Origin of the sequence: Corynebacterium sp. sy039 (genome assembly GCF_007904105.1) — a bacterium.
Taxonomy (GTDB): Bacteria; Actinomycetota; Actinomycetes; order Mycobacteriales; family Mycobacteriaceae; genus Corynebacterium.
In genome coordinates this window covers 318,596-340,489 of the sequence record NZ_CP042325.1, presented here as the reverse complement: position 1 = coordinate 340,489, position 21,894 = coordinate 318,596, and the positions used below count along the sequence as shown (strand labels likewise).

Sequence of the window (21,894 nt, the reverse complement as noted above, 5' to 3'; positions counted from 1 at the left end):
GCCTATTGGTCGAGGTTTCTAAACCCAATCCCAATGGGCACCCCTACATTATCTAACAGACGCACCCCGGCGACGACAGCTGCAACTAGGAGTCTGCCGTCGCCAGTGTCTGGTGCATCCCCAAAAGAAACTGAACGCAACTGCACATACTCTGGTGTTACCCCTGCTGCAGCAAGTACATCTTCGCACGCACGAATAATCGCTTCCTTGCCTTGCTCTGCAACATGAGCACCCGCAGTAAGCGCGGCAGAAAGCGCCAAAACTTTAGCTCGCTCCGATTCTGCAACAGCAGCATTACGCAAAGACATCGCAACTCCCTCATGAGTACGCACAATGGGAATTGAATGAACCTTTACCCCGAGATGAAAATCACTAATCATGCGTTGAACCAGCAACAGCAATTCATAGTCTTTTTCTCCCAAAAAAATATCGCTAGGGCGAATAATGTTCAGCAACGTCACTATGCTAGTAAGCCCAGTTTCTAACTCGACGCGAGGCTCTAAGCAATCATGAGTAACGCGTATCATTGTGCGCAGTCCATTTTCCCAGAGAGTATCCGTCGAAAAGCGAAACACTACATCAACTTTTTCTTCTCTCAATAGCTCATGATCTTGAGTATCATCACTTGTGATACTGACAAAGACTACAGCGCCAGGAATGGTTTTAGCTGCACGAATAAGTGCACGATGACCAGCATGAAGTGCTTTACCTAGGGGGACAAACACCACAGGACGTCCTTGTTTGGCAAACACTCGGGCGCACATGGAAATATGCTGTGGGTCGCTAAAAGTTTGTGCCGCACCAAATACAAAAGCCATTGTTATTCCCACTCCTTAACCCACAATTGAAGACGCGACAACCTTTCTCCATACATATTCTGGTTATTTTGCTCCACATAACGGGCAACAGCCATGCGCAATATCTTTTGATGATATGTGTCAGGTAAAAGTTCCAGGAGGGAATCCAAAATTTCCGGGTACAGGAATTGCTCAATTCGCCATAATGGTGTTGACCCCAGCCACGACGTATCCATACCCGCTAGACTCAAGGGAGATACGGTCACTTCTAAAAAGCCATATAGCGTTGCTAGCGCAATATGTTCTGCAACTTCGCGGGGGCTAGTACCAATGTCAGGACGTATGTACTCGACGATGTTGGGAAATAATAATTCACCTATTGCCGTACATAACTCATCATCAACTGTATGCACAATCCAATGAAAAAACACTGGTGTAACTGACATAATCACAGCGCCATAATTTTGTAGTGGCGCTAAGATATCCCGATCATGGCACACACTGGTGTGCATAACAATAGTGCCAAACCTGATACATTCTGTGCACTGAGCTACGAGATCTGGTAGCTGCCCTGGGTCGCTGGGACTGAGAATTATCAAGTCAAAATTACTGTGGTCGGTCAGTGTTGGATGATAGTCAATGTGGTGACCTTCGCTAGCGAAGAATTCACCCAGTTCTAGACCTGCCATATGAATATCAGGTGCGCCAAGGATGGCGACATTCATCTGCGGCGGGCGCTGTTCGCTCATGAATTATCCTTAGAATTTTCTTGAGCTTTTCGCTTGAGTAAATCAGCAACAGAAATAGCCTGACTATGCTCATCCTGTCGCCGTTTACCATGCCGACCCTGATAACCCGATTCTTGCACCCCAGGCTCAGCTACTCGGGCACTGCCCGATTGTGTACTTGGCGCACTAGGCGTAGCAGATGCACTGGGTACTGTCTCAGAAGCCGCAGGGCGCTGAGGTGGCGTCCACGGTACCTGCGCAAAAGAACCAGTATCAAAAGCAGGACGAGTCTTATCGAACGCATAAGGATTCTTTGGCTCTCGACGCCCCTCAATAGCAATATGAGCCTTTGTGGTGGCTTTCAGGTTTGTGCGCTGGCTCTGTGGTTCACTTCCTGAGGTTGTATGCGCATCCGTATCCTTAACGACACCAAGCACGAGTGTCTCGTCGAGCGCATTATTCTGCTTTTTATTCTCAGCAGTTACCGCAGAAACAACATTCTTTCTTTCCTGCTGCGACGCTAGCGGCGCATTATGCGATGTAGCAGCATGGATCGGTGTGGCTACGCCTTGTTGCGTCGCTTCTGGAGATTCGGCAGAATCGGTGGATTCGGCGGCTATTGCGCCCTCTGGTTTTTCAATCTCTCGAATCCGCTGTGCTTTGGCACGCAACATCGTTGGCTCTACAATACTATGCCCGGTAAGGTACTCGAGCTGTTGTTTTAGTTCCGCAAGCTGCTGTTTAATCTGCGCCAGGGCAGCTGTCTCTTGATCGTGCAGCTTCTTCTCAATGTCACGCTCCATGTGAGCCTGCGTAACTTCCAGATTTTTCTGCGCTTGTTCTAGCTGCTTATCATGCTCCACGCGTTGACGCTCTAATTCTAGGCGAGAGCGTTCTACTTGCCCACGATAACGAATTGTGAGAAAGAACCCGATCACAGCAGACCATAATGCGGCTAAGAGCGCTAATTTTAAGGCGCCAGCGTCGCCAGTAAAAAGCATGATAACACTGGCGATCAATGCCAAAACAACAAGGATACTCAGCAGGAATTGACCACGATCAACCGACGTATTGGCGAGAGAATTACCCGATTCCATGTCAGTGACGATGCTACCTGTACCCTTATTTTGTTCAGCATTGTGCTCACTCATAAAAACCAAAATACCCCACTACGAGAATCAAGGTAAGCTGCCACGGCAAAAAGCCTCACTGCCTTCGACCAGTCGCGGCTACGTCATTGCGCTTTATTATTCTTCATTGTTCTTTTATGCAGGTTCTGCATCATGCGGTGGCGGCACTGAGCAGCTTTTCTCCAAAAATACCCCTGCTACTGCCATCGCCAGGGCACCACACATGGTAATAATTGCGCGAGGCATATCTTCTTGCGCCGCAGCCAATTGGGTATAGCGCAATAATGCATATGCACTAATCCCAGCATAGAACCCGGAGAAAATTGCCCCTGTCCAAGCAGAAGCCTTCCCGACGACCATGCATTGCGCTACATTGAGTGGATTTAATTGACTACGATCGAGCCCTATTTCTTGCTGCTGAATTTTTTTGCGAACTTTAAGAGCTAATAATGCGCATAGGGTCGCCATCGTCCATAGCATAAGTGCCACTGACACGGGGATATTACTCATCACGCCATAAAAGCGCATAACGACGATAAAAGAAGCCAAAGCACAAAATACTGCTGTTGCAATCAGATTAGCAATGGGCGTTCTTTTCATCTGTCCGACTCCCTAGATTCCCTAGATTCTTTCTGAGGTTCTTCACTGGCGAAATACGCGCATGGTGTTATGGCAGCCATATCCTCTGGTGCGCTGCTACGTAATTGTGCGATGATCTCACGCAAAGGGCGCTGCGCAAGATGAGCTTCGGGATCAAGTTCATACCAGGGCACAATCACAAATGCGCGCTGGGCTGCCCAAGGATGAGGCAATACTAATTCTTCATCGTCACTATAGACATAGTGCCGTGTGTCTACATCGGTAACTTGAATCAGATCAATATCGAGAGTACGTGGTCCCCAATGTTGGGTACGTCGTCGTTTAGCGTGCTGCTCAAGTTCTTGACAACGATGTAAAAGCTCTCGTGCTGTCTGTGCAACTTCAACAATCATAATTGCATTGAGAAAATCACTCTGATCCGTCACTCCCCACGCGGGTGTGCTATAAATGCGCGAGGCACATACCAGCTCCTGGCGAAAGTGCTGATAAACACTCTCGAGATGCCCATAGCGGTCTTCCATATTGGAGCCAAGGGATAGCACTGCTCGAATCATGAGTGGGTATTCCGTTCTCGTTGTATCACAACTGCCACATCGGCAAAATCGAGTGGAATTGGTGCTTGGGGTTTATGCACGCTTACTTCTACCTTATCTAAAATGAGAAACTCACCCATGAGATTATCTGCAATAGTGCCGGCTACTTTTTCAATCAAATCATATGCTTGACCGGTAATAACCTCGTGAGCAATCGAAGCAATCCGCGCGTAGTTTATGGTATCTGCAAGGTCATCACTATGAGCAGCACGTGCTAAATCTACCCAGCACACCACATCCACTACAAAGGTTTGACCTTCGCGTTTTTCATGCTCAAAGACCCCGTGAAAGCCTTGTGCCTGCAATCCGCGTAATTCGATTCGATCCACTTAAGTTTCTCCTTATTGTCGCTGCTCTATCGCATATTACGCATATTAAGAGGTATCTGCCTGACGCCATCGCGCGGCAACATCAACTGCGTCACGTGAAGGTGCCACATCATGAACACGAACACACCATGCCCCCATCTGTGCGGCAATAGCAGTCACAGCAGCTGTGGCAGGATCAGTGGTACTTGCAATATCTTGCTGCGCCTCGCCCCCGACGCCACGTTCAGCACGAATCTGTGCCAAAAACCTTTTTCGAGAAGCGCCCACAAGAATCGGATAATCGCCAGCGATAAACTCAGGCAGAGCATGAAGTAACTGCCAATTATCCTCCGCTGTTTTTGCAAAGCCCAGACCAGGATCAAGAGTAATTGCGTCGGCTTTGACACCAGCAGCTAGTGCATTATCAACCAATCTGCGCAAGGTAGTATGTACGTCTGCTACCACTCCGCCCTCATGTATGGCACGCCCAGCTGCATCACCAAATCGTACTGTTTTCCAGTGCATTAGGCACACGGGCAATCCAGTATCTGCCATAACGCGGTACATATGCGTGTCTGCTAAACCACCAGATACATCGTTAATCATGTGTACCCCAGCCTCTGCCGCAGCTGCAGCTACCTGTGCGCGCATGGTGTCTACTGAAGTAATGATGCCTTCTTGTGCAAGGGCTTGGATTACTGGCACTACTCGTTGTTGTTCTTCTTGTGCGTCTACTCGTGTAGCACCTGGTCGGGTTGATTCGCCCCCCACGTCGATAATGTCTGCCCCAGCAGCAACTAATTCATGTGCATGTTTGATAGCTGCGTCAATATCGAGATATTTTCCGCCATCTGAAAAGGAATCCTTGGTCACGTTAACGATCCCCATCACTAAGCAGCGCTGTGCGGGAGTCGTCGCAATGCCAAAGATCGGATCATGCATATCTGGCTGCGTATCAGGCACGGTGTATTCCTTAAATGATAAACAATTAGTTTTTTAACAAACTCAATGCTTCTGCACGAGAAGCTGCATTTTTTTGGAACCCGCCTCTTACCGCCGAGGTGGTTGTACGTGCACCTGGCTTACGAATACCGCGCATAGCCATGCACAGATGTTCACATTCAATCACAACGATTACTGAATGTGCCTGTAATTTTTCGACTAATGCGTCTGCTACTTGTGTGGTGAGGCGTTCTTGTACCTGCGGGCGTTTAGCATAGAGATCCACTAAACGCGCTAATTTACTCAACCCAGTAACTTTGCCAGATTCACCTGGGATGTATCCGATATGCGCCTTGCCAAAAAATGGAACTAAATGGTGTTCGCAGGTGGAGTAAATGGGAATGTCGCGCACCAAGACTAATTCTCGATGATCCTCTGCAAAAGTTTTCTCTAAAACTGTGGTCGGATCAACTCTTAGACCAGCAAAAACCTCCTCGTAGGCGCGTGCCACTCGCGCAGGAGTTTCTTGCAAACCATCACGGTCAGGATTTTCCCCAACGGCAATGAGCAGTTCTCTAATAGCGGCTTCTGCTCGTGCGCGGTCAAACCCTTGGGTACCTTGTGCCTCAACAGTCATCAATAGTCCTTAGTTGTCGCCCTGTGGCTTAGCATCTGCAGAATCATCATGCTTTTCGACGCTATCCCATGAGTGTTCAGTGCGCTCATTTTCTGGCAACCGGAAACCAATTTCTTTTTCCGGTGGCACTGGGGTCTGAGCTTGTTGTTCCTGCGCGGGCTGCTCATTATTAGCTGCACCAAGAGGGCGTGCTGGAGCTGGTGCTTGCTGCGCCTGTGGTTGTTGCGGTTGCTGAGCGTTACCAGGAACTACCCATCCTTGTGGCGGTGGTGTTCCCCCATACTGTGGTGACTGTGGTGGAGCTACCTGTTGTGCAGCAGACCCACCTGGTGCAGGAGGATTCTGTTGCGTGTTTTTTTGTTGAGCTTCCAACTCTGCGGCGCGCTTTGCACGGGCTGCCTTTGAGGCTTCTAGCAAACTAAAAGGTTTTGGTGGTTCCTCGCCACGTTCTAATGCGCGCTCGGTAGGAGTTTGTACTGGCTCCCGACCTGCTTGGCGTGGGAAACGAGCATCCTCATCTGGGAATACATCTCCTACTTCACGCGGAGTAATACCCTCAAAGAGCGCTTCTAAGTCAGGACGGCGCAGGGTTTCTTTCTCCAAGAGTTTTTCAGCAAGTTTATCAAGATAATCACGATGTTCCGCCAAAATCTGATAAGCGTGCTCATGAGCTTTATCCATGAGATACTTCATCTCTTGGTCGATTTGTGCCGCTGTTGCTGGTGAATACTCTAAGGTACCTTGACCACCACGACCACTGAATGGGTCACCTTGTTCTTCACCATACTTCACCATTCCCAAGGTAGGACTCATGCCATACTCAGTGAGCATTGCTTTGGCAGTTTTCGTCGCCATCTCAATATCTGCCGACGCCCCTGTGGTTGGTTCGCCAAAGACGAGTTCCTCTGCAGCGCGACCACCCATTGCAAATACTAAACGAGCATAGAGTTCATCGCGGTTATACATACCTTTATCGTCTTCTGGAGCAGTCATGGCATGACCACCTGTGCGACCTCGAGCCAGAATGGTTACCTTATAGACGCGCTCGATATTAGCCAGCGCCCACGCAGCCAGAGTATGTCCACCTTCATGGTAGGCAGTGATTTTCTTTTCTTTTTCAGAAATGACTTTGGATGAGCGTCGAGGGCCACCGATAACGCGGTCAGTTGCTTCTTCTAAAGCATCAGCAGTAATCACATTGCCGCCGATACGTGCAGTAAGCAGTGCTGCTTCATTGAGAACATTCGCCAAATCCGCACCTGACATACCAGGGGTGCGTCGGGCAAGTGCTTTGAGGTCAGCATCTTGAGCAAAAGGTTTACCTTTGGCATGAACCTGCAAAATCTGTTCTCTACCTTTAAGGTCTGGGTTTCCTACAGGTATTTGTCGATCAAAACGACCTGGACGCAAGAGCGCAGGGTCAAGAATATCTGGGCGGTTCGTTGCCGCCATAAGAATAACGCCCTCGCGGTCGCCAAAACCATCCATTTCCACGAGCAATTGGTTCAAGGTTTGTTCGCGCTCATCATGACCGCCGCCCATTCCAGAACCACGCTGACGACCCACGGCATCAATCTCGTCGACGAAAATGATACAAGGGCTGTTTTCGCGTGCTTGCTTGAACAAATCACGAACACGAGAAGCACCCACACCAACAAACATCTCCACAAAATCTGAACCAGAAATGGAGTAGAATGGCACCCCTGCTTCACCAGCAACTGCACGTGCTAATAGCGTTTTACCAGTACCCGGTGGACCATAGAGCAAAACACCGCGAGGTATTTTTGCGCCTAATTCTTCATAGCGCGTAGGATCTTGCAAAAAGTCTTTGATTTCATGCAGCTCGTCGACGGCTTCATCTGCACCAGCAACGTCAGCAAAGGTATTGGTTGGCATATCTTTGGTTAGTTCCTTGGCGCGACTAGCAGCAAACCCAAACATTCCGCCGCCCTGCATCCGAGAGAACATGAACATGATGAGCCCAAAGACAATAACCACTGGCAAAATATAGCCCAGCATGGACATCAAGAAACTGTCTTGGGTGACATTGGTCGTGTATTTATCTGCCTGCGCAGATTCCACTTTTTGGAAAATATCTGCCGAGCTGCGCGCTGGATACTTTGCCATGATCTCTTTGAGATCATCTGCGCCCTCATACGAGATGCCTTCTTTAAGAGTGAGCTTTAGTCGCTGTTCGCGATCGTCGATCTCAGCCTGAGCAACATTGTTTTTGTCTAATTGGGTAATCGCCACCGAGGTGTCTACCTCTTTGTACCCTCTAGTGTCACTGCTAAATAGGGTAATGAGATAAAGACCAACCAGGATAAGAGCTGCGATTGCACCAAATCGAATTATCTTATTTTTTTTCATGCAGTATTGCACCAGCGCGACTAACGCGAGGCGTCCTTTCTCAGTTTTGGCTCTTAGACTTAAAGTTTATTAGGCACCCAAGCGCAAAAGGCGCAAAGGCTTATGTATCTCTAACGTATCGACAATAGAAAAACGTTCCCGAAGAAAAAATTTTCTCTCCGGGCGTCGATAAGCTGGTTTATGAGTATTATGCCTCTGGGTAGAGTCGTGGGTGCAGGGTACCCACGAATGGCAGGTCACGGTAGCGCTCTGCGAAGTCAAGACCATAGCCGATCACGAACTCATTAGGAATGTCAAAGCCCACATCGAGCAAATCTACTTTGGCAGTTACCGCCTCTGGTTTACGCAACAAACTCACAATTTCTAGCGACTTTGGTTTGCGGTTCTTCAGATTGCGAATCAGCCATGACAGGGTAAGACCAGAGTCGATAATATCTTCGACGATGAGCACATCGCGCCCTTCAATATCACGATCGAGATCTTTGAGAATACGCACGACGCCAGAGGAAGAAACAGAGTTTCCATAGGAACTTACTGCCATGAACTCGCACTGTGAGGGGATAGACAATGCACGTGCAAAGTCAGTAATGAAAAACACAGCACCTTTGAGGATACATACTAAGACTAGATCGTCTTCAGCGTCCTTATATTTTTCGGAAACTTTATCAGCAAGTTGTTGGATACGTGTTTGCAGTTCTTCTTCAGTAATGAGCACTGCTTCCACGTCATCACCATAGCGATGTGCTGGAACATCAAAGTTCTTCTTGTCATGCATGAGCTACTGCGCCTTCCCTATTGTTGCCCTATTGTTGGCTTTTCGTTCCATTAAATTTTTGTTCTATCAAAAGTTTGCCATTTTTGCGCACGACTTCCAACCTGTACTGCTTATTTCCACCAACTGCTACCCCACCTTGTCCATGCCAATTGATAATAAGCTGCTCAATCGCCGTGGTAGCAGCAGCCGTAACCTTTGTCTCATGCTCATGCAAAAATGCAATAATTCGCTGTCGACGCACTGCCTGATCCAATGCTGCCAATTCAGCAATAGCAAGACTCTTTAGGCCATCTGCTGCACCAGCAGCGCTATCAATATAATGCTGCTGAGCTGCTATATTCTCAGCAGCTTGAGCAAAAGCAATCACCGGATCACTATGGGTGTACTGGGCGATATGAGGCAAAATTTCTGTGCGCAGAGCAACGCGTAGGAATCGAGTATCGTCATTCATTGGATCATCCCAATACTCAAGTCCGAGTTCTTGGCAGGCCATGCGAGTATCTTGGCGCCTTACCTGTAAGAATGGACGCTTAAGATTCTCATTTTCTTTATCAATCACCATGCCAGTTGCATGACCACGCAATGCAGATAATAAGAAAGTTTCTGCCTGATCATCCATCGTGTGCCCTACCCATAGCGCTCTGCCGTACTGGCGTGCTATCTCGTGCAAAGCTGCATAACGCACTTTCCGTGCCATTGCCTCGATATTTCCCTGCGGTACTGTTACCGTGATGATCTGTGTTGTAGCACCAAGATGTGCTGCGCGTTCGGCACTGCGTCGAGCGATTTCGGCAGAACCAGGCTGCAAAGCGTGATCAATAATGACTGCATGAACGCATCGATTCTCGGCAATAGCAGCGGCAACAAGTGCTAAAGAATCTGCACCCCCAGATAAACCGATCACAGGATCCCCAGCAACTGCACGTACAGCACGACGTAATCGAAGGAAATGTGGAGACTTGCGTGGCCAAAATGGAGTAACCATACGCGGTGTTACCCTTGCTTTAATGCTGAGGCCACCAGGTCTAGCGCTCCCCTAGCAGCTTGAATATCTGAATCATTTGAGATAATCCCAAAAGCATAAATATGTCCATTATCACTGGGTACTACACCAGCTAAAGCAGAAGTAGCACTCAGCGTACCAGTTTTGGCGCGCACCCAGCCCCGACCTGCTTGTTCGTTATACCGTGTAGCTAATGTACCTGTGCCACCGGCAACTGGCAGAGTGCTAATTAACGCACTCAACTGCGCTGTATTAGCTGATTGGTCTGCGTGTACTGCGGCAGCCATAATCTCACCCAATAATTGTGGTGTAATCCGATTGCGGTCAGATAACCCAGAATTATCAAATAGTGCTACTTCTTCAGTGTTAAAACCAGCGTTTTTTAGCACATCAAGAGTATGTTGTGCCGGGTTCTGCGGATCTAATTCTCGAGCGATTGCCTCCGCCATCACATTGTCTGAGTTGGTCATCATCTGGGTAAGCCGCCACTCCAGTGTCGGCGATTGACTGCTTGCTATGGGCTGCTCGGCTGCCACGCTATAGTCACCAGCAATGTCATAATGCGTCGCCCCGACACGTTGAGCAATGGCAGCAGCTACGTCGAGTGCGGGGCTATGGCTTCGCGGTACGTCTCCCTCGGTGGCATCAATCCTGGCACCATACAGCATTATTGGTTCCATTGGGGCGATATAGCCAGCGTCTATATCTACCGGATCCCAACTCTGAGCAAAAGCCGGTGCTTGCCATACCGATGTATCCACCAGCACCGTATCTACCTCTGGCACAGCAGCAACAATATCTGCAGCTAGCTGGTCGACGCGCTGGGCGTTAAACCAGACGTCACCACTTGCTTTGATAACAACGGTTGCATTATCAATGCGATAGACGTTCGTCGTAAGTGTATCTGTGATGTTTTTCTCTAATAAACTTGCTGCAGCAGTGAGCACTTTTGTGGAGGATGCAGGACGCAATGCGGTACCAGCATCTTTATTGATAAGCGACTCATTAGTTGCAGTATCGACGATATACGCCCCAGAAATCCCTAGCGCTGGATCTGCTAATAATTGTTCTACTTTGGCAGTCAAAGCTGCGTTATCCACTACTATTTGCGCGTTATTATCCCAGGTAGTAGCAGCACGGGCAGGTGGTGCCGCTGTGGGAGCAGGGTCATGATATAAGCGGAGATTGTGATTATAGAGCGCACCGGCGCCAAGCCCTCCGGCTACCAATACGGTTGTTAGACCTGTCGCCATCCACCATTTCTTTGTGCTTTTGATCCCGCTCATCATCACAAGAGTAACGTGTTCTGCACAAAACTGGGGCATGAAACGACAAACTAGATAGACTATTATCTTTGGTGGTATTCATTAAAAGTTATTGAAGGAGTTCGCATGAGCCTTGAGATCACTGTTGAGATTCCAAAGGGATCTCGCAATAAATACGAAGTAGACCACGAGAGCGGAAAAGTGTACCTCGACCGTTATCTCTTTACCCCTATGGCATACCCACTCGACTATGGGTTCATTGATCACACTCTCGGTGAAGATGGCGATCCACTCGACGCACTGGTCATTCTTCCGGAACCAGTTTTCCCAGGTGTTATCGTTAAGGCTCGACCACTTGGCGTATTCAAGATGACTGATGAAGCAGGTGGCGACGATAAACTCCTATGCGTTATCGACGATCCTCGCTGGGAGCACCTCCAGGATATTTCCGATGTCAGCCAATTCCTTAAAGATGAGATCGAGCACTTCTTTGTGCACTACAAGGATCTTGAGCCTAATAAGGAAGTGACTGGTTCTGGCTGGGGTGATAAAGCAGAAGCAGAAAAAATCCATGCTGAGGCTATTGAGCGTTACCAGGCTTAACCTAAACCGAGTTTTAATCTCATAAAGCACTAATCCACCTACTATGCGCTGTGTGCTGTGCGCACCACAATATGCAGTAGGTGGATTTTTGCGACTGAATGGCTTTTATACTTCTTTATATTTCAGCCAAATATAAAGAAGTATAAAGAGTGTTACTCTGTGCCTGCCATCGTTCTGATGTACTGGGCAAAACCAGGCGCAGTAAACTCCATATACCCATGAGCTGTGGATTCAATAAGACCTTTATCCATGAGCGAACGCCTAGCCATACTAATTGCAGACGTTGGCACGCCAAGTTGTGCAGCCACGTCGGAGCGCTTTACTGGCTGCTGTTTATGAGAGGCAATGGCGATCATAAGCTCTATTTCTTTTTCCGATGCTTTCATCCATCGTGCTCGGAAAAATGCGTCACGAGAAGTCTGAAAATCAACGAGTGCTTTATCGACATGAGTCTCAAGCACCATTGCGCCTGGATCAGGATTTCCAGCATATTCCCACGCTAAATCACCGATAAGCTGGAGAAAATAGGGGTAGCCGCCTGCATGGCTAAGTGCTTTCGCCACAGCTTGCTCTTCCCAACGCACATTTTTGTTCATCGCTAGGCGTTCAATCACTTCCCTAGAATCTTCCGCGGAAAGATTATCTAAATGAACGTATCGGAATCGCTCTGCAAAACTCACTGCATCAGTAATTACATCTTGTGTGTGCGACAAACCAGCAGTCATAGCGATCATCGGTAACTCTTTGGCTTCAGACTGCATATGCTGCCAGGCATAAGCAAAAGCACGCAGCCCTTGAGTATCAGCCGCCTGGATCTCGTCGATAAAAATTGCTAATCCTTTTTTCTTCTGGGCTTTAGCTGCTTCTGAGGCTTTTTCTAAAACCTCCTGCAGCTGCCTCCCCAAGCCACCAGTTGCAATGCCATCAACATTATGAGCTGACTTTGTCTCCTCGCCTACCCCAGCCCCGTGAAAAGATATACCTGCGATAGAAACGGATAAAGACTGCAACATTACTTTCAGAGCTTTTGCCGCTTGCGACGTCCATCCGTGCATATATTTCTGCAATGAGGCAATCACCTCTGCAATAAATGGGCTATCACCTGCTGTTACCCATACAGTGTGAAATCCTAATTCTTCTGCGTAGTGCTGCGCGCGACGCAGAAGTGATGTCTTCCCCACTCCACGAGAACCAACATATACCTCGATGCGTCCCATGAAACGAGGAAATGTAGCCAGTAAAGCCAACTGTTGTTGGATCTGTTCAATCTGTGAATCGCGACCGATAATATCGTGAGCAATGGTTCCAGGGGTATAAGGACTCGTCTGCATAACTATCTTTATACCATTTATACTTCTTTATATTTCAGCCAAATATAAAGAAGTATAAAGACTGCTCTTGCGCTTTGGTGTCATGCCTCAAATGATGTTTGTTAGAATCAAGGGCACGATTAGTGTCTAAACATGGCACCGCAAAGCCCCTATAACCTGCAAAGGAATCGCCCATGACCGAGGGACACGAGGCACCACACGAGTCCAAGAATGCTAATAGCCCAGAGCAAATATGGGAAAACTTCAGTAAATATGATGCCATTTTGCTAGGTGTTATGGCTTTCACACTCATCTATAGTTTGGCGCTTTTACCAGCAAAAGTCTGGCTCATCAATCACCCGTGGATTTATGCTATGACGCATGGCGGTTATATTTCGGCAACGATTCTTGGTGCAGAGGCTGGAAAAAATCACACTTCCCTTCTGTTTCCCATTGTGCTGAGCTCAGTGTTTGGTATTAAATTTTTGCCTGTATGGTTTTTTGCCGGCAAACGTTGGGGAATGAATTTCATCAAACAGTCTGCCTCTGGGTCAATGATCGCAAAGAAATTCTTAGCGGTGCTCAGTTCTGAAGAAAAACGTACCCGGTCTATCGTCATTATGTTGGGACTGTGTCTTATTGCCTTTGTACCGGTTCTCCCTATTCCGATTACTCTTTTGCTCATGCTACTTGGCGTATTCCATGTACCTTTTTTACTGGTACTGACAGCGATATTCGTCGGCAAGCTCATCACCAATTCTGCGATGGCGTTTTTTGGTTATCAGCATGGCGAAGCTGTGCTTGAGGTAATCGACCAGATAAACAAATACTCCAATTGGGTTTTCTTTGCACTGCTTGCTTTTGCTTTCATTCAGATATTTTTTCAACAGCGCAAAGCGCAACATATCAAACCACAATCAAAGAAGAACTCCTAGTGTGACGAATCAGAAAGGGATGTCCATGCGGTAATCAGCTTACTGGGAAGCAGGAAAAGCACCACCCCCGTTAATGTCAAGATGGTAACGGTCATCCAGTTTCCAAGGAAAACCCCGGGCGTTAACCATGCAGCTATGGTCATCGCTACTGCGGAACTGAGTCGCGTGTAAGACGCAATCCGACCACGGTTTTCTTGAGCACCGAATCCAAATTGTATCTCCATAGCCAACATTGCTGAGATGGAAAAGACGAGTGTTGCACAAACCATAGAGAATAATAATATCGCCAGCTGTAAGATGTGTTCTTTTGTATTGACAGCTACTGTGGTTCCCAGGATAGCGAAAATCATCAATGTTCCACCGACTCGGTGGATAATTTTCCACAGTTCTGGGCGCTTTTCAAGGGTGGTGCTCAAAAGTCGAATGAAGAAGAAATCGACTGTAAGATCGATGAGTCCAACCACGGTGACCAGCCACGGGCCAAATACATCCCTCGTCGAGATCCATGCTGAAAGACCTATCGTAGGCAAAGCAGACGAAAGCCCAAGAATACCCACCACTACCAGACCCATTACTAATGGTAACCGCACATTTTTGCCGATCTTTTGTGGCATGGATGACCTCGCCATCACTTGCTGAGTCGACTTCGTCTTGAGAGATACCGCAACCGATATCGACGTGACTGTACAAACGAAAGACACGAGAAACAGCAGTGGCCAGTAGTGTGATGGGATAATGGTCATCGTAATTGTGCACAGCGCACCTGCAATTTCGTTTGCAACTAAAAAGTAGCGACGAATCTGACCATTAAATAAAGTCCGCCGCCCAGAACTGATGTACTCGGATCGAATCTTGTCTTTTGCTGGACCAACCGAACGAGAAAACGCCAGTGCAAGCATTCCAAAAAGAGCAAGTGCGAAAAAATGTCCAGCAAGTGCACTGACGATAGTTCCTACTAAGAAAAGTGCTTGAAATACTTGCAGAACCTGAAGAACGGTCAGTGCAGATCGCCTATCAACTTGTCTGCCGACGAGGAGGGCGCCAAGTATTCCCAACGCAAATCCAGCACTAATAGGAGTTACCCCAAGAAACCACAGTTCCAGACTGTGAGTGCTACCGAATATGACAAAGGGAAGAACGATAATCAAAACAGTTGTTTGGATACCGTCCAGCAGCACAAGCGACGCAATGCTGATTTCCCTACTCTGATTACGAATCATAGCCCGAAAAGCACAAATTACACGAGGGAAACTGTCAATTAAATCAACAGTAAACCTTTTCGGTGATTGTGGTCAGCGTATTGTTCTTTACAGTCATTGCTTTCCCCTTACCTTTCGTGGTTATTTCGGTAAGACCCATTTTCCACCAAGATTAACACGCAGTGGCATACAACCGTGAAAAATTGGGCAATAGCCTGGTGTTTGCTTTGCCTAGCAGTTCAGTAATCTCATGGTTAACGTCGTGAGCTATATGTGCCAGGCTACCATGTTGGAGCACAAACTTTATCCCTGCCCACACTTGCGACGGTAACGAAGTGTCCAGTAGGGCTGGGTCAAGTTCACAATGACGCAACTCAAAACCAAAGAAAGGACTGCGCTCTCCTATATGACACAGTTGAGCTACAGCAGCGCCTAATTGCTCTTCATTAACGGTGTTGGTAATGCCCAGACCATCCATAAAACTAGCTGGTGAGTGCTCAGGTTCTTGATGTAATTGCGCTAATTCGCTACCGGCTAAAGTAGTTATCTCAGCATGAACTCCCAAAGTTGTTAAAAACTCTACGACGCGAACCCGTGATTGTTTTCTAGCCACAATCCGCAACGCCACTGTACTTTCTTTCTGCATAAACATGATTTGTATGCTGGAACCGATCTCGGGAAACTGTGGGCATAGTTGTGCCCAGCGCATGATCCATTGAACGAGGTCAGGGGTGTGTACTGGGCACTTGATGGCAATAAAGGTTTCATCAGGAATGGTTGCTATTACTGCCTGGGCAATGACTGTGTGCGTAGCTTTTGTTGTTAATGCTTGTTCCCATAGCTCCACGTTATGTGTAGGTGAGCAGGACAGACACTGCCCTGTACGATCAACAAGTTCTAGTTCTTGCACATAGTTTGTAGCAGGCCCAACCAAACGCACATCAGGACCAATACCTGCATCTGAGAGAAAGCCGCAGATACCAACACCACTAAAAGAACCTGTCACACAGCGTCTGCCTGCGGGTATGCTGCTGGCTATATCTTTCCATCTCGTTGCTGCTGATACTTTTACTAAGTTTTCCTGCCACGTGTGAGAGCGCAGGTGAGATAGATCAAGCACATGAGGTGCATGAGCTGCGTCAGGGTGGAACCCATGTCCGGTATTGCACACTGGTATCTTCTTGTATTTCTTGAGTGCTTGTTGCAATTCTTTCTTGGTGCAGGGGCTTATCACCTGTGCTTTGTGGTAATTATTTGCTGGGTTGTATAGGTGCATATTCTTACCTTCTTTCTTCGTTTCTGAATAGATCCCTGGACTAACCCTACACAGAAAAATAGACACTTGTCTACAGAATAGACAGGTGTCTATAATTGAGGCATGGAAGAACACAACCACCAAGAAAAGAGTCATCATGGATGATCGCTATAGCAACCGTCGTCAAAGAGAACAATCCCAACGGGAAGAACTGCTGCTTGACATAGCACTCACTATCGCCAAAACAGAAGGATTACATAAAGTATCCCCTGGGGAGATAGCCAAAAATGCAGAATACTCACGCGCAACCATCTATAAAATATGGTCCTCACGCGAAGATGTCCTCGCAGCTTGCACAATCCGCAGCATAGAAAAACAACTAACAATGTACCGTCACATACTCCCAGCCTGGGAACATAAAGACCCGGTATCAGTCCTCGTCATTTTCTGTCTTGCATATTTGTGGTACATACAGCACAACCCCACCCTATTCAACCTCAGCCTTATCGGCCGCGCAGAAGAAAATCTATCCGCATGCAGCCCAGACATCAAACAACGCCTATCAGATACCGAAGCGGAATTAGCGCACCTTGTTTTTCAACTCGCTCATACAACTAGCGGAAGCGACGAAAAGCATATCGCAGATTCCATCAACGCCATGCGCGCAATGCTGACTGGCCTCGGATTATTCAGTAACAACATCACCACCTCACCGTGGCATGAAGGCATAACCAATCAACAAACCGCCCACACCATAGTCCAAGTCCTCCACGGATTAGGCTGGGACACCACACATATCCAGATTAACCAACTCACCACAGAACTCCACCAACAATTGGAAGGACTTGAAAGGACCCAGCCATGACTAAAAACTACAACCCCTGGCGAATACTCAGCGCACTCTGCATAGGATTTTTCCTCGTCATGGTGGATCAAACCATCGTTGCCGTTGCCACTCCCGATATAAAAACCGCCCTCGACGCCGACTACAACCAAACAATCTGGTTCACCAGCGCATACCTACTCACCTTCTGCGCGCCACTGCTACTCTCCGGCAGACTCGGCTCATATCTAGGGCTAAGAAAACTCTTTATCAGCGGAGTCAGCATATTCACCCTAGGGTCACTACTCTGCGCCCTTTCCCATACTCCCCTACAACTCATTCTTGCCCGAGCAATCCAAGGACTAGGCGCGGCATTGATCCTCCCCCAATCCATGACCATCATCGCACACGTATTCCCAGCTCACCAACGCGGAAAAGCGATGGGAATCTGGGGCGCCGTCGCCGGTGTCGGTTCTTTGATTGGCCCTTTAGCAGGTGGTGCCATTCTAGAGTGGACCTCCTGGCACTGGATTTTCCTGGTTAATGTTCCCGTCGGTATTATTGCCGTTATTCTCACAGCCAGATGGGTTCCCGCATTGACCCCCGACCCCACACACTCATCTCAAGCTATGGACATACCAGGTTCCCTACTATCTATCCTCGGATTAGGGCTGACCGTTTACGGTCTACAGGAAGGTGAAGTTCGAGATTGGGACAGCACCACTGCCCTAATCATTGCTAGTGGTATTGCAATCCTTGGTCTATTCATCTACGCGGAAACCAAAGTTTCTCACCCACTACTGCCTCTACGTCTGTTCAGATATAAAAACTTTGGCAAAACCGCCATTGCCATCACCACCATGGGCTTTGGTATTACCGGATTTGCCGTCCCCTTTATGCTCTACGCCCAATCCATACGCCACTGGTCACCCATAGAATCAGGATTGCTGTTACTCCCTATGGCTCTTGCTGCGGCAATTCTAGCGCCGGTCGTCGGAAAGCTAATCGACGCACACCACCCAGCTCTGATCACGCTTATCGGATACAGCGCAATGTCTCTTGGATCCTTTGCGCTTGGTGCCCTACTAGATATTGATACTTCACTGGTATTGCTCATCGGGGTGCTCGTAGTACTGGGGATTGGTAATGCCTTTGTGTGGGCTCCTACCTCGGCAGTAGCGCTACGCAATGTGCCACAGGAAGATGCGGGCATTGGCTCTGGAGTATATAACACCTTCCGACAGCTAGGTGCCGTTATAGGGTCAGCCGCCACTGGTGCTCTCATGCAAAATAGGCTTGCCCATGTGGCTGACACACCTCAGGGCACGCCACCGGACATAGCACCTGATATGGCAATTATTGTGCATAACTCAGCGCGTGCTTTTGGTGAATCTATCTATTTATCTGCGGCAGTATTTCTGATTGGTATTGCTGCTGCGGCATTGTTGCGTAAAAGCAGTGCTTAGCAGAGCACGTGCCGCTACAGCAATCCCACAAACTAACCGATACTTAGTTTTTCTCCCACGTTTTCTTGGCGTGGGGAATTTTCTTTCGGTTGGTCTTGAGTTTTAGCGAACACGAACCCTAAGGCGGTTGTTGTTACGAGTTTCAGTAGTTCAATAGCCGCACTGATTTCCCCAGAGTTCCAGAAATGACTGATGACACTTAGTAAGCATATGAGGAAGATACACCAGGCAATGAGTTTCTGTCCGAATTGAAGCTTGGAGTAGTCAAGGTATTCAGTGAAGCTCTTAGGTCTTACTAGTGGTTCAGATTGATTCGCGTTATGTGAATGAGCGGGTTTAGATGATTGTTTATCTTTTGTATCTTCTAGATACACAGAAGAGGGGGTGTTCTCAAAAGATACATCAGGATTTCCTGGAGGGATGTCATCCTCATCAGTGATTGCTTGGGGGACTTTCCTGCCGTGTTGCTTTTCCACCATTATCTACATGACCTTAAAAAGATAAAGCTTCACGGTATGTCTTATCTGAAAGAATGTCCTCTGGTTGAAGAGTAGGAAAATCTTGTTGGTATGCCTTATCCCATGCGGAATCTTCTATATGAGTAATCTCGGATAGCTGAACTGCTGTTTTATTCTTTGTTTTGTTCCACACTAAGTCGATTGCCATTTTCAGACGTATGTCTTCGTCTTCGCTGATGACCAGAGTGTTGCCTTCTGCGTCGCGTGCATAGCGTTTAATGTCTTTTCTACTGAAACTGCGAAACTCATTGTAGACGGAATAAAGAACTGGTCCGTATGCCCAGGTCGAGAATGGTTCTTCAAGCAGTGGTTTACCTGTCATTTTTTGGTATTCACTGGCTACAAAGTACAGGATTTTTTGTAGCTTCATTGGGGTGATGTAGTTTTTCTCGGCGAAGGTACGGCTGAGTATGTTATTTGCGATCATTGTTGGGCTGTATGTCATTGGTGCCATCTCCCATCGTGGTATGTATCGCTTCTGTCGATATTGCGTTCAGTATATCGCTGTGCCGTCTTCTGTCAATGACTGTCATGTGCTTTGTATTGTTAGCAAGTCTTTCTTTTTGGAGTTTCATTTTCCCCATTAGCTCCACATAATTCCTCTCTATCGTTGGTGGGGTAGGATACAAAAGTATGTTTATAGGTTCATAAGTCCCTAAAAATGACTCATATACTTCATAAACCAAGTGATATATGCATTGTATGTTTTTCGACTAGCAAGGCATAGGACTTATAGCGAAATTATTATTTTCTGTGGATATCTGCTCTTATCAGAGGGTTTTCCACAACTTTTTTACAAAATGAATAGTAACTGTGCAACAAAAACAAAAAGGGTGCTAATCTGCACCCTTATCTGTTGCGTTAAGCCCCAGCCTCGCTAAGAACCCCAGCAAGACCCCACTAAGAACAACGCACAATCGGCTGTGGATCGTACACGGTGGTTTGGGTTTCTCGGGATAATTCCTGACCACCCAAATCGCGAATAATGCGAGTATCTGAGGTGGTAAACCCTTGTGCCCCTGAGGAAGGTGAGCATTTTTCATCAGATACATTCATTGTCTGTGGATCGGTATAAGCCCAGCGCCCACCATTGATCGACTCTACTTCTACGGTCTTTACCCCCATGAGCTTTACGGTGACACTGCCTCCACCTACAGAGGTCACAATGCGCACTGGGAAAGGCGAGGTATTTCTGAATTGCAAATCAATTGCGCCTTCAAATACAGTTGCCTCTCGACCAGCTGGATAACGGGAAATGTAATAAGAATGTGGTGTATGCGCCACATCTTCCATACCAGCGAAATACGCCGCGTTATACAAGGTAGTAGCAAATTGTGAAATACCACCACCGACGGCAGTATCGGCACGGCCATTGAGAATAATTCCAGACTCCACATAGCCTTGGGCACTACCTCTAGCGCCGGTGTAATTGTTAAGAGAGAAAATATCACCTGGTGCTACTACTGCATCATTGACTGTTTGTGCCACAGTTGCGATATTCACACCCGAGGCTTGGGAGTATCCGCTGGTGGTAAACTCGCCAATCACGTCGTCGAAAGTAGCGGTCTTTGCCATTTCTGTAGTGAAAGTAGCTGGTTGAGGCACATACACTGCGTCGAAAGTGCGCTCTGCGGAACCAACTACCCGCCCAGCAAAACCATCCATGGTTTTTTCCCAGTCGATGCTAATTCCGTCAGTATGCGGAGTAATGGTACGACTATCCCCATCAAAGGCAATCCGCGCATTTTTCTTGGCAACTTCTGTTTGCTCAAGGTTTTCTTTCAAGATATTTTGTGCAGCAGCCGCATTGATCTCAGTTAGGAATGTATGCCCCTCAGGCTTAAAACTGACGACCTCACCCATACGAGAAGTAGGAATAATGCCATCGATACCATCTTGCCCATGCACCACAATATCTCCCGCTACCGCAGCAGTGGCATCACCAGCAAGCACTTTATCTACTGCTTCCTGACCAATCTCAGGCTCGGTAACAGCAGCCTCGACAGTCACCCCCTCAGGGTTGAGCCAATTAGCGGCAATTGCCTCCTTGAGTACCTCGCCTTCCACAATCTGACCATTGTGTGGTTGCGGGTCAACATTAACTTTTCCACCATTGAGGTTTATGCCAGCGTCGACAGGTGCCGGGGAAAGTTCCTCACTAATCCGGGACACTACCGACTCTAGCTGGGCTTCATCCACACTTGAGGCGGTTTCGATCTCGTGCGTGTGGAAGAAACTACCCAAGCGTGTCAATGGGTTCATTGATTGCTTACCCGCACCATCAACGGTGGCATCCCAATCAATGTTCAGCCCCGACTCGGCAGGAATAAGATTGCTTTCTAGCTCGCCCGCATGAATAATCACCGGTTTTTGGGTGACATCACCAAGTTCTTGCTGTAGCTTTTCGACGGCAGCCGCATGCTCCATACCACCAATTTCCACGCCACCGACGGTCACCCCGCGAGGTACTTTGTCTTTATTTATCAGACAATCAGCAGTATAGGCACCACCACAAATGACTACTAACCCAAGGGCAGCACCGAGCACAAAGCGCAAAGCAGAACGCTTTTTCTTCTTGCCTTGAGTATTTGTTTCTGTATCCGAGCTAGTCACCTTTATAAATCTAGTTGATTTTCC

The 21,894-nt window shown here is 47.8% G+C and carries 22 protein-coding genes; 4 read left to right on the top strand and 18 right to left on the bottom strand.

Annotation, left to right across the window (positions count from 1 at the left end):
- Nucleotides 1-2: 2 nt before the first annotated feature.
- The 12 genes from FQV43_RS01465 to dacB form a co-directional block, all read right to left on the bottom strand.
- On the bottom strand, nt 3-818 hold the full coding sequence (locus FQV43_RS01465; protein ID WP_146338353.1) for a pantoate--beta-alanine ligase: 816 nt from the start codon (nt 816-818) through the stop codon (nt 3-5).
- A 2-nt stretch (nt 819-820) separates the two neighbouring features.
- Nucleotides 821-1,546, bottom strand: coding sequence for a hypothetical protein (locus FQV43_RS01460; protein WP_146338351.1), 726 nt, complete (start codon nt 1,544-1,546; stop codon nt 821-823).
- A complete protein-coding gene (locus FQV43_RS01455) occupies nt 1,543-2,622 on the bottom strand; it encodes a DUF6779 domain-containing protein (RefSeq protein WP_371710929.1) in 1,080 nt (359 codons plus the stop codon). Before FQV43_RS01455 ends, FQV43_RS01460 begins: the two co-directional genes overlap by 4 nt.
- 168 nt (nt 2,623-2,790) lie before the next feature.
- Nucleotides 2,791-3,255, bottom strand: coding sequence for a DUF3180 domain-containing protein (locus FQV43_RS01450; protein ID WP_146338347.1), 465 nt, complete (start codon nt 3,253-3,255; stop codon nt 2,791-2,793).
- Nucleotides 3,252-3,806: a 2-amino-4-hydroxy-6-hydroxymethyldihydropteridine diphosphokinase gene (folK, locus tag FQV43_RS01445; protein ID WP_185967199.1), complete on the bottom strand. Its 555-nt coding sequence runs from the start codon at nt 3,804-3,806 to the stop codon at nt 3,252-3,254. The genes FQV43_RS01450 and folK overlap by 4 nt, the downstream gene beginning before the upstream one ends.
- Complete coding sequence (gene folB / locus FQV43_RS01440) at nt 3,806-4,177, bottom strand: dihydroneopterin aldolase (protein WP_144273814.1); 372 nt, start codon at nt 4,175-4,177, stop codon at nt 3,806-3,808. The genes folK and folB overlap by 1 nt, the downstream gene beginning before the upstream one ends.
- A 45-nt stretch (nt 4,178-4,222) precedes the next feature.
- A complete protein-coding gene (gene folP / locus FQV43_RS01435; protein ID WP_144274152.1) occupies nt 4,223-5,098 on the bottom strand; it encodes a dihydropteroate synthase in 876 nt (291 codons plus the stop codon).
- Nucleotides 5,099-5,144: 46 nt separating this feature from the next.
- Nucleotides 5,145-5,735: a GTP cyclohydrolase I FolE gene (folE, locus tag FQV43_RS01430; RefSeq protein WP_146338345.1), complete on the bottom strand. Its 591-nt coding sequence runs from the start codon at nt 5,733-5,735 to the stop codon at nt 5,145-5,147.
- A gap of 9 nt (nt 5,736-5,744) precedes the next feature.
- Nucleotides 5,745-8,105 carry an ATP-dependent zinc metalloprotease FtsH gene (ftsH, locus tag FQV43_RS01425; protein ID WP_146338343.1) on the bottom strand — a complete coding sequence of 787 codons (2,361 nt, stop codon included), beginning with the start codon at nt 8,103-8,105 and terminating at the stop codon, nt 5,745-5,747.
- A gap of 187 nt (nt 8,106-8,292) precedes the next feature.
- The gene (hpt, locus tag FQV43_RS01420; RefSeq protein ID WP_144273811.1) at nt 8,293-8,880 is read right to left on the bottom strand and encodes a hypoxanthine phosphoribosyltransferase; all 588 of its coding nucleotides are present in this window, start codon (nt 8,878-8,880) and stop codon (nt 8,293-8,295) included.
- A gap of 28 nt (nt 8,881-8,908) precedes the next feature.
- Entirely contained in the window at nt 8,909-9,865 is a 957-nt protein-coding gene (gene tilS / locus FQV43_RS01415; protein WP_146338341.1) for a tRNA lysidine(34) synthetase TilS, read from the bottom strand.
- 8 nt (nt 9,866-9,873) lie between these two features.
- The gene (gene dacB, locus FQV43_RS01410) at nt 9,874-11,208 is read right to left on the bottom strand and encodes a D-alanyl-D-alanine carboxypeptidase/D-alanyl-D-alanine-endopeptidase (RefSeq protein ID WP_371710904.1); all 1,335 of its coding nucleotides are present in this window, start codon (nt 11,206-11,208) and stop codon (nt 9,874-9,876) included.
- A gap of 66 nt (nt 11,209-11,274) precedes the next feature.
- Here dacB and FQV43_RS01405 point away from each other — a divergent pair, with 66 nt between their 5' ends.
- Nucleotides 11,275-11,751: an inorganic diphosphatase gene (locus FQV43_RS01405; protein WP_144273809.1), complete on the top strand. Its 477-nt coding sequence runs from the start codon at nt 11,275-11,277 to the stop codon at nt 11,749-11,751.
- Nucleotides 11,752-11,903: 152 nt separating this feature from the next.
- Here the strand turns inward: FQV43_RS01405 and FQV43_RS01400 are convergent, their stop codons facing one another.
- Nucleotides 11,904-13,082 carry an ATP-binding protein gene (locus FQV43_RS01400; protein ID WP_146338339.1) on the bottom strand — a complete coding sequence of 393 codons (1,179 nt, stop codon included), beginning with the start codon at nt 13,080-13,082 and terminating at the stop codon, nt 11,904-11,906.
- A gap of 173 nt (nt 13,083-13,255) precedes the next feature.
- Here FQV43_RS01400 and FQV43_RS01395 point away from each other — a divergent pair, with 173 nt between their 5' ends.
- Complete coding sequence (locus FQV43_RS01395) at nt 13,256-13,996, top strand: hypothetical protein (RefSeq protein WP_146338337.1); 741 nt, start codon at nt 13,256-13,258, stop codon at nt 13,994-13,996.
- Here the strand turns inward: FQV43_RS01395 and FQV43_RS01390 are convergent.
- Nucleotides 13,993-15,216 (bottom strand): hypothetical protein, encoded by a 1,224-nt coding sequence (locus FQV43_RS01390; RefSeq protein WP_146338335.1) that lies wholly within the window; start codon nt 15,214-15,216, stop codon nt 13,993-13,995. The two genes, FQV43_RS01395 and FQV43_RS01390, sit on opposite strands and share 4 nt — an antisense overlap.
- A 151-nt stretch (nt 15,217-15,367) precedes the next feature.
- On the bottom strand, nt 15,368-16,471 hold the full coding sequence (locus FQV43_RS01385) for an FAD-binding protein (protein ID WP_168195014.1): 1,104 nt from the start codon (nt 16,469-16,471) through the stop codon (nt 15,368-15,370).
- A gap of 85 nt (nt 16,472-16,556) precedes the next feature.
- Between FQV43_RS01385 and FQV43_RS01380 the strand changes: the two genes are divergently transcribed.
- Complete coding sequence (locus tag FQV43_RS01380) at nt 16,557-17,315, top strand: TetR/AcrR family transcriptional regulator (RefSeq protein WP_168195013.1); 759 nt, start codon at nt 16,557-16,559, stop codon at nt 17,313-17,315.
- Nucleotides 17,312-18,739, top strand: a complete 1,428-nt coding sequence (locus FQV43_RS01375; RefSeq protein ID WP_146338330.1) for an MFS transporter — start codon at nt 17,312-17,314, stop codon at nt 18,737-18,739. Before FQV43_RS01380 ends, FQV43_RS01375 begins: the two co-directional genes overlap by 4 nt.
- Nucleotides 18,740-18,771: 32 nt before the next feature.
- Here FQV43_RS01375 and FQV43_RS01370 read toward each other — a convergent pair whose 3' ends face one another.
- From FQV43_RS01370 to FQV43_RS01360, 3 genes are all read right to left on the bottom strand, one after another.
- Complete coding sequence (locus tag FQV43_RS01370; RefSeq protein WP_146338328.1) at nt 18,772-19,218, bottom strand: hypothetical protein; 447 nt, start codon at nt 19,216-19,218, stop codon at nt 18,772-18,774.
- Between the two features lie 13 nt (nt 19,219-19,231).
- Entirely contained in the window at nt 19,232-19,702 is a 471-nt protein-coding gene (locus tag FQV43_RS01365) for a Panacea domain-containing protein (RefSeq protein WP_146338326.1), read from the bottom strand.
- 455 nt (nt 19,703-20,157) lie between these two features.
- Nucleotides 20,158-21,870 carry a VanW family protein gene (locus tag FQV43_RS01360; protein WP_370511215.1) on the bottom strand — a complete coding sequence of 571 codons (1,713 nt, stop codon included), beginning with the start codon at nt 21,868-21,870 and terminating at the stop codon, nt 20,158-20,160.
- Nucleotides 21,871-21,894 lie beyond the last annotated feature (24 nt).